General features: G+C 53.9%; 13 protein-coding genes. 10 read left to right on the top strand and 3 right to left on the bottom strand.

The window, feature by feature from the left end:
- Nucleotides 1-163 precede the first annotated feature (163 nt).
- The 4 genes from KBY88_RS14220 (at nucleotide 164) to KBY88_RS14235 (ending at nucleotide 2746) form a co-directional block, all read left to right on the top strand.
- Nucleotides 164-466, top strand: a complete 303-nt coding sequence (locus KBY88_RS14220) for a type II toxin-antitoxin system RelE/ParE family toxin (protein ID WP_254940597.1) — start codon at nucleotides 164-166, stop codon at nucleotides 464-466.
- Nucleotides 466-774: an addiction module antidote protein gene (locus KBY88_RS14225; RefSeq protein WP_254940598.1), complete on the top strand. Its 309-nt coding sequence runs from the start codon at nucleotides 466-468 to the stop codon at nucleotides 772-774. The genes KBY88_RS14220 and KBY88_RS14225 overlap by 1 nt, the downstream gene beginning before the upstream one ends.
- A gap of 200 nt (nucleotides 775-974) precedes the next feature.
- Nucleotides 975-1856 (top strand): restriction endonuclease, encoded by an 882-nt coding sequence (locus KBY88_RS14230; protein WP_254940599.1) that lies wholly within the window; start codon nucleotides 975-977, stop codon nucleotides 1854-1856.
- A gap of 188 nt (nucleotides 1857-2044) precedes the next feature.
- Nucleotides 2045-2746 (top strand): hypothetical protein, encoded by a 702-nt coding sequence (locus KBY88_RS14235; protein WP_254940600.1) that lies wholly within the window; start codon nucleotides 2045-2047, stop codon nucleotides 2744-2746.
- A 4-nt stretch (nucleotides 2747-2750) separates the two neighbouring features.
- Here KBY88_RS14235 and KBY88_RS14240 read toward each other — a convergent pair whose 3' ends face one another.
- Nucleotides 2751-3425 carry a hypothetical protein gene (locus KBY88_RS14240; protein ID WP_254940601.1) on the bottom strand — a complete coding sequence of 225 codons (675 nt, stop codon included), beginning with the start codon at nucleotides 3423-3425 and terminating at the stop codon, nucleotides 2751-2753.
- Nucleotides 3409-3675, bottom strand: coding sequence for a type II toxin-antitoxin system RelB family anti-toxin (gene relB, locus KBY88_RS14245; RefSeq protein ID WP_315858141.1), 267 nt, complete (start codon nucleotides 3673-3675; stop codon nucleotides 3409-3411). Before relB ends, KBY88_RS14240 begins: the two co-directional genes overlap by 17 nt.
- A gap of 156 nt (nucleotides 3676-3831) precedes the next feature.
- Between relB and KBY88_RS14250 the strand changes: the two genes are divergently transcribed.
- The 6 genes from KBY88_RS14250 to KBY88_RS14275 all read left to right on the top strand — a co-directional run bounded on the left by KBY88_RS14250 (nucleotide 3832) and on the right by KBY88_RS14275 (nucleotide 6679).
- Nucleotides 3832-4662, top strand: a complete 831-nt coding sequence (locus tag KBY88_RS14250; RefSeq protein ID WP_254940603.1) for an NAD-dependent epimerase/dehydratase family protein — start codon at nucleotides 3832-3834, stop codon at nucleotides 4660-4662.
- A gap of 182 nt (nucleotides 4663-4844) precedes the next feature.
- Nucleotides 4845-5147, top strand: a complete 303-nt coding sequence (locus KBY88_RS14255; protein WP_254940604.1) for a type II toxin-antitoxin system RelE/ParE family toxin — start codon at nucleotides 4845-4847, stop codon at nucleotides 5145-5147.
- A complete protein-coding gene (locus tag KBY88_RS14260) occupies nucleotides 5147-5455 on the top strand; it encodes an addiction module antidote protein (RefSeq protein WP_254940605.1) in 309 nt (102 codons plus the stop codon). Before KBY88_RS14255 ends, KBY88_RS14260 begins: the two co-directional genes overlap by 1 nt.
- A gap of 210 nt (nucleotides 5456-5665) precedes the next feature.
- Entirely contained in the window at nucleotides 5666-5875 is a 210-nt protein-coding gene (locus KBY88_RS14265) for a type II toxin-antitoxin system HicB family antitoxin (protein ID WP_254940606.1), read from the top strand.
- Between the two features lie 41 nt (nucleotides 5876-5916).
- On the top strand, nucleotides 5917-6105 hold the full coding sequence (locus KBY88_RS14270; protein ID WP_254940614.1) for a type II toxin-antitoxin system HicA family toxin: 189 nt from the start codon (nucleotides 5917-5919) through the stop codon (nucleotides 6103-6105).
- Nucleotides 6106-6223: 118 nt separating this feature from the next.
- A complete protein-coding gene (locus KBY88_RS14275) occupies nucleotides 6224-6679 on the top strand; it encodes a GNAT family N-acetyltransferase (RefSeq protein ID WP_254940607.1) in 456 nt (151 codons plus the stop codon).
- Nucleotides 6680-6762: 83 nt separating this feature from the next.
- On the opposite strand, the gene KBY88_RS14280 is transcribed toward KBY88_RS14275, so the two are convergent.
- A partial coding sequence (locus KBY88_RS14280; RefSeq protein WP_254940608.1) for an integrase core domain-containing protein occupies nucleotides 6763-7109 on the bottom strand: 347 nt, incomplete at its 5' end.

Below are 7109 nucleotides of genomic sequence, written 5' to 3' on the forward strand. Positions count from 1 at the left end.
CGGCTAACAATGCCATACACCTGAGCCGCCACCTGATGATCTTTGTTGAACTTCCTGGCTCTCGGCGGTCAGGTGATGGCAAGCGTTCGAAGGATGTGTCGTCCTTGATGGGAACCAGCAAGGCAGCGTTGCGAGGTCGTAGCCAGGCGGCTACAGTTCGGGTATGGTTGAAGTCCGCCAGACAGAGCGGTTCGTCCAGTGGCTTGCAGGTCTCCGTGATCTGAAGGGCAGGGCGAAGGTTCAGGCCAGGATCGAGCGCCTCATCGGCGGCAATCCTGGTGACGTCAAGCCCGTTGGGGCTGGCGTGTCGGAGTTACGGATCAACTACGGCCCTGGGTACAGGGTCTACTACCTGCAAAGGGGGGGCACCTTGATCATTCTTTTGGCTGGCGGAGGCAAGAGCTCACAAGCCAAGGACATTGATGAGGCCCTTCTGTTGGCAGACAACCTGACGGAGGAGATCTGATGAAAACCGCGACCAGCCCCTACGACGTTGCCGAGCATCTACGCACACCGGAGGAGATGGCTGCCTACCTGGAAGCCTGCATCGAGGAGGCGGATGGAGATGCTGCCTTCATTGCCAAGGCCCTGGGCGACATCGCACGGGCCCAAGGGATGACCCAGGTGGCCAGAGATTCAGGACTTTCCAGGGAGAGCCTCTACAAGGCCTTGTCTGGAGAGCGCAGCCCGACCTTTGACACCATCCTGAAGGTCGTCTCGGCCCTTGGACTGAAGTTGAGCGCCAGTGTGAGAAATGAAGCGGAGGTGATTTGAGCTCTGCTGGCGAGTTGTCGATCCGCAAACGCTGCCTGTGGAGAGGCGACACCTTCGAACAAGCCCCTTGAGTGGACAGGCCGCCGTCGAGTCCGCTTCGATAGCAATAGCTTCTTGCCTGCCACTCAGGGGCAGCGTTAGAAGTACAGGGAGGCAGGCTGAGCTACCGGCAACTACACTGATGAGGATTCCTGTTCTTAATGGCAAAGAAAGCCCAAGCTGAATTCATTCGGTGGTTTGGCCCCTTGCTTGATGCCCTTCGGGATCTTGGCGATTCAGGACGACCAAGGGAAGTCTCTGCACGCATTTCGAAAAACCTTAACCTGCCTGATGAGTTGCTCGATCAGACACTCAAGTCAGGTGGAAGTAAGTTTCATAATCAGGTTGCTTGGGCCAGGCAGTATTTAGTGTGGGAAGGGCTCCTGGATTCATCCAAGCATGGAACTTGGACACTCACAGAGAAGGGGCGCACTGCTCATCTTGGTGACAAGGAAGCACGAGACATCTTCCTGAAGTGGGTTTCCATTCACGCAGAGAATCGAAAGCAGAAGCGAGGTGTGCAGGAAACTGAAGAGGAAGTGCTCCCGGCTGGAGCCATCTCAGATGATCCAGAAGATGATCAGAAGCTTGATCTTTTGAGTACCCTGAGGTCCATCAGTCCTACAGGGTTTGAGAAGGTCTGCAGAGAGCTTCTTAGAGAGTCAGGTTTTGAGAACGTTGAAGTCACAGGTGGCTCTGCTGATGGAGGCATCGATGGCTATGGAACACTTGAGATCAACCCATTCGTGAGCTTTAGAGACCTCTTTCAATGCAAGCGATACGCAAAAGGCAACCTTGTATCTCGCGCACAAGTGGGTGATTTCAGAAATACCATGCTTGGTCGCGCTGAAAAAGGAATCATCCTCACCACATCCGGGTTTAGCAATGCGGCTATCCAGGAAGCGAGCAGGGAGGGCGCACCTAAAGTCGAACTTGTCGACGGCGACAAATTGGTTGAGATGTTCCAGAGGGTTGAGCTGGGTGTATTCAAGCGAACTGTTTATGATGTAGATCCTGCGTACTTTGAAAAGTTTAAGGACTGACTTCTAACATCGCCATTCACCTGAGCCGCCGCCACATGATCCCTGTTTGTCCCAATATCTCCTTGCGGCCAGGTGATGGCGAGCGTTCGAAGGGCCAGTTGGCATATCATCCTGATCCAAGCAAGTACACGGTTGACACAGGACGCCGAAGACGATAGTATTCAAGAAGCACCAAGGCAGTGTCGCTCTTGTTCTACTACTACGGACGGAAGAAGCAAATTGCTAGGTATTATCCGGCATCAGAGCTCGAAGCCATCGTAGAGCCTTTTGCCGGTGCGGCTGCGTATTCACTATACGGAAATAATTGGAAGAAAAGGGTAATCCTTGTAGAGCGTGACGAGAGAGTCGCTGAAATATGGAAATGGCTCATCAACGATGCAACATCAGGTGAGATCCGCGGGTTGCCAGCTCTGAAGGTAGGCGAGAGTAGCTCGGAATTCCTTCATATCATTCATGCTGCTACCAAAATGGCGTTCAAGTATAAGACGATCAAGGTCACCCCTGTTTTGGAGCGTAATTGGGAGATTAGCAAACGACTCATGGCCGCTGATCTGTACAAGATAAAACATTGGGAATTAATCGCTGAAGATTACAGCCTTGCACCTGACATTGAGGCGACATGGTTTATTGATCCGCCATACAAGGATTCACCCGGGGATGGCTATGCCTATGGTAGCTCCCTCCTTAACTATAAGAATCTTGCCGATTGGGCATGCCAACGTAAAGGTCAGGTTATCTGCTGCGAAGGAGAGAATGGTGATTATATGCCATTCCGAAGGCTTCTTAATCTCCCAGGTGTTGCGGGTAAAAGAAGCATGGAAAGAATCTATCATCGATCAACGACAGTCTGCTCGCAACAAGATCTCTTCAGTGATGCCATTGTTGCATAAAAGCCTATTCATTGGCCCTCAGTGGAGTATTAAGCAGCGATGAGAAGGCCTCTGGATAGCCACCTAGACTAAGTATTGCTACCCATCCCTTCCCCATCTTATCCTTTCCTGATTTGAGCATCCCTGAGACCTTGGTATTCCTGCCAGTAGTTCCGCTTATTGCACCCCAGTCTTCGACATCAAGATCTGATGAATAGAATATACCAGTAATGCCCGGATAGTTGAATCCATCTTTGAGATTCCAAAAATCCCAAACCAGGCCCATTAATTCTCGAACCTCTCTATGGTGTGCCTGCCAGGTGATACCCGTCAGGTGCTTAATACGCATTTCACCAGCCCTGAGATTTGCGCCTTTAATAATATTGCCCACTGTCGACTTGACTTCCAGTCCTGCAGGATAGTTTCTAAGTTGAGCCTCCGATGCGGAAGACGCAGTAGATGGAACTATATCGGGATGTCCTTTTTCAATTGGATTCACAATGCCGTCCGACCGCGTGGCGATCGCATCACAAAACAAAGCCCCAACCATTGAAGATACAGTTTTATAATCGATACATTTATAAAGAGAAGGTGGGAGGCTCAGTAACTCTAGATTTGTGGCCAGAAGCGCTTCTTCAATGCATTCTACGTCAATTCGAAAACCAGGTTCAATCAGAAACGCTTTATTGACAATGTACATCATCCATGGCCTCGGCCATCGCAACTAACTCGCTGACACGGATTGAGAGTGCAGAGCATATTCTTTCAAGAATGGTAAGTGTAGGAACCTTGATTCCCCTTTCAAGCTGGCTAACATAGGTTCGGTGTATGCCAGCAAGGTCTGCGAGGTGCTCTTGTGAAAGATGAGCGTCCTCACGAGCTTTCTTAATGGCAGTATGAATCTGCAAGTGGAATCGAGGCCATAATTTATGGTAGACGCTACAACACAAAAGGTCTACAGACTATTGTATTCAGGTTGATTGGCTGGGATTTCGGGCCTTCGAACAACACGATGCACCTGACCCGCCATTCTCAGGGTCTGGGCAATAGCCAAATAGCAATTGGCGGGCAGGTGATCGTGAGCGTTCGGCGGCCGAGGAGAAACGATGCGTGTAGCGATTACAGGTGGCAGTGGCTTGATCGGGCGAGCCGTGATCGAAGCGGGGCTCCAGCAAGGACACACCTTCGTCAACATCGACTGCGTTCCGCCCCCGTTCAGGAGCGCCGCCGCCAGGGTGCCGTTCAGACAGGTTGATGTGACCGATTACGCACCGTTGGTGGAGGCGCTTCGCGAAAGTGAAGCGCTGATTAATTTGTCCGCGATAGCAAACCCTGACGGCCATCTCGCCCATGTGATCCACAATACGAACGTCGTCGGGAGCTACAATGCTCTGCTCGGGGCCGTTGAGGTGGGTATGACGCGGATCTGCCAAGCGTCGAGCGTGAACGCCATCGGGCATAAGTTCAGTCGGCGGGCGCGTTACGACTACTTCCCGATCGACGAGAATCACCCGACCTACAACGAAGACCCGTACAGCCTGTCCAAGTGGATATGCGAGGCGCAGGCGGATTCCATTGTTCGGCGGTATGAGGACGTATCCGTAGTTAGCCTTCGTTTCCATTGGGTGGTAGCCGACCGCTCGGACCCGGAGATGGTCGAGACATACAACAAGCCCGAGGATGCGGCGAAATCCTTGACCGCATACACCCGATTGGATGCCGCGGTCCGCGCTTGCTTGCTAGCTCTGACAGCGCCCATCCAAGGGCATGAGGTGTTCTTCATCGTCGCCCCGGATACCGCCGTGAGTGGACCGTCTTTGGCACTAGCTCAGGCTCACTACCCGAATGTGCCTGTTCAAGGCGATCTAAGCGGCAACCGCAGCTTCTTCGACTCCAACAAGGCTAAGAGGCTTCTGGGTTGGTCGCACGGCCCATGAGAATTGGCGGTGCAACGCCGAACCAGGCACTGGAGCAGACCGGGGCCGCATTTAGGCTTTCTGGGGTTCATCGTCACTCGACGGCCCCGCCTGCTGAGCTGAGTCGTTCGAAGGATGTAGCGACCTTGATGGGGCCAGCAAGCAGCGTTGCGCTGGCGTAGCCAGGAGGCTACAGTTGGTGGATGGTTGAAGTCCGCCAGACAGAGCGGTTCGTCCGATGGCTCGCGGGTCTCCGTGATCTGAGAGGACGGGCGAAGGTTCTGGCCAGGATCGAGCGTCTCATCGGCGGCAATCCTGGTGACGTCAAGCCCGTCGGGGTCGGCGTGTCGGAGTTGCGGATCAACTACGGCCCTGGATACAGGGTCTACTACCTGAAGAGGGGAACCGCCTTGATCATCCTTTTGGCTGGCGGAGACAAGCGCTCACAAGCAAAGGACATTGATGAGGCCCTTCTGTTGGCAGACAACCTGACGGAGGAGACCTGATGAAAACTACGACCACTCTGTACGACGTTGCCGAGCATCTCCGAACACCGGAGGACATTGCGGCCTATCTGGAAGCCTGCATCGAGGAGGCTGATGGAGATGCTGCCTTCATTGCAAAGGCTCTAGGCGACATCGCACGTGCCCAGGGGATGACTCAGGTGGCCAGAGATTCGGGTCTTTCCAGGGAGAGCCTCTACAAAGCTTTGTCTGGAGAACGCAGCCCGAGCTTTGACACCATCCTGAAGGTGGTCACGGCTCTTGGACTGAAGTTGAGCGCCAGTGTGAGAACTGAAGCGGAGGTGACTTGAACTTTGCTGGCGGGGTGCAGGTCTGTTAATGCTCCATGTGGAGGTGCGACACCTTCGAACATGCCCCTTGAGTGGACAGGCCGCCACCGAATTGGCACCTGCGCTCTAAACTCCTTGCCTGCCACTCAGGGGCAGCGTTAGCCGGTCCCAGTGAGAGGCGGTTTGGGGGAGCAGTGTTGGGGCTATCGTATGGAGAGATAGGTGGCTCCCATGGCAAAGCAGTTCGATGTGGTTGTAGAGAAAGACTCAGAGGGCTTTTACGTGGCAAGTGTGCCTGCTCTATCCGGCTGCCACACACAGGCCCGCTCTCTTGATGAGTTAATGGATCGAATCAAGGAAGCAATTGAGCTATGCCTTGATGTTCAGGAAGGCCAAGTCGATCAACTTGATTTCATTGGCGTTCAGCGAGTTACAGTCTAGACGTGTCAAGATATTCGGCGGTTACAGGTAAAGCCCTAATTGTGGCGCTCCGGAAGCTTGGCTTCGATGTTCAGCGAATCAAGGGAAGTCACCACTTTCTTCGGCATGCTGATGGGCGCACTACCGTGATTCCAGTTCATTCTGGGGAAACCATCGGACCTGGCTTGCTGGCCAAGATCCTCCGCGATGTTGAGATAACAAGAGATGAGCTTGAAGAGTTGCTTGCTTGAGCGGAGAGGGCCGGCCAACAAGCCCCACGAGTGGACAGGCCACCAACATCTCTCTGCTGCGCCTCCCTAGGCTCCTCGCCTGCCACTCAGGGGCAGCGTTATGCCACATACTGATGCCATGAATAAAGTTCAAGCTCGGCAAGCCACTCTCAGCGATCTGCTGCTTCTCGCACCACTATTGGATGTGTATCGTGTCTTCTATGGAAGCGACAACGATGTTGAAGCCGCCAGACGATTCCTGCTTGAGCGTTTCAACCACGGAGAGTCAGTGCTCTTCATTGCGATTACCGAGGGCACTGCCGTTGGCTTTTGTCAGCTCTATCCATCCTTTTCCTCTGTTTCACTAGCACGCACCTTTATTCTCAATGATCTGTACGTGGTAGAGAGTCATCTAAAGCAGGGCATTGCGAACATGCTCCTTAAGGCAGCTGCTTTTTTCGCTAAGGAGCTCGGAGCCGTAAGACTGACCCTTTCAACTGCGACCACCAATCTCTCGGCTCAAAGCCTCTATGAGCAGGGTGGTTGGATTCGCGATCAGGACTTTTATGTTTACAGCCTAAAGTTGTCGGCATAACATCCTGCTGCACCTGGCCGCCGCCATGGATGTGACGTGACCCCCTTTATCGGTCCAGTGCTTATGAGAGTGGGTGGTCTTGGTCATGCGGCAGCTCTTGGTTGAGCTGCCTCCAGGGGCGTACGCCCCTGGAGGGCCGAGTGGGGCCGGAGGGGGCCTGAGCGTGTCGTGTTGTACTCCCAGCGCCAGCGATCGGCCAGGAGTTGAGCCTCTGGAGCGGTGCTGAACAGCTCGGTGTTGAGGAACTCATCACGGAATCGCCCGTTGAACGATTCGGCATAGCCGTTCTCCCACGGGGATCCGGGCTCGATGTAGGCCGTGCTGGTGGTCTCACTGGCCTCGCACCAGTCCCGCAGGGCCTCGGCGATGAATTCCGGTCCGTTGTCGGAGCGGATGAACGTCGGCGCCGGGTAGAGGCTGGTGAGCTCCT

This window comes from Cyanobium sp. Morenito 9A2 (genome assembly GCF_024345575.1).
Lineage (GTDB): Bacteria > Cyanobacteriota > Cyanobacteriia > PCC-6307 > Cyanobiaceae > ATX-6F1.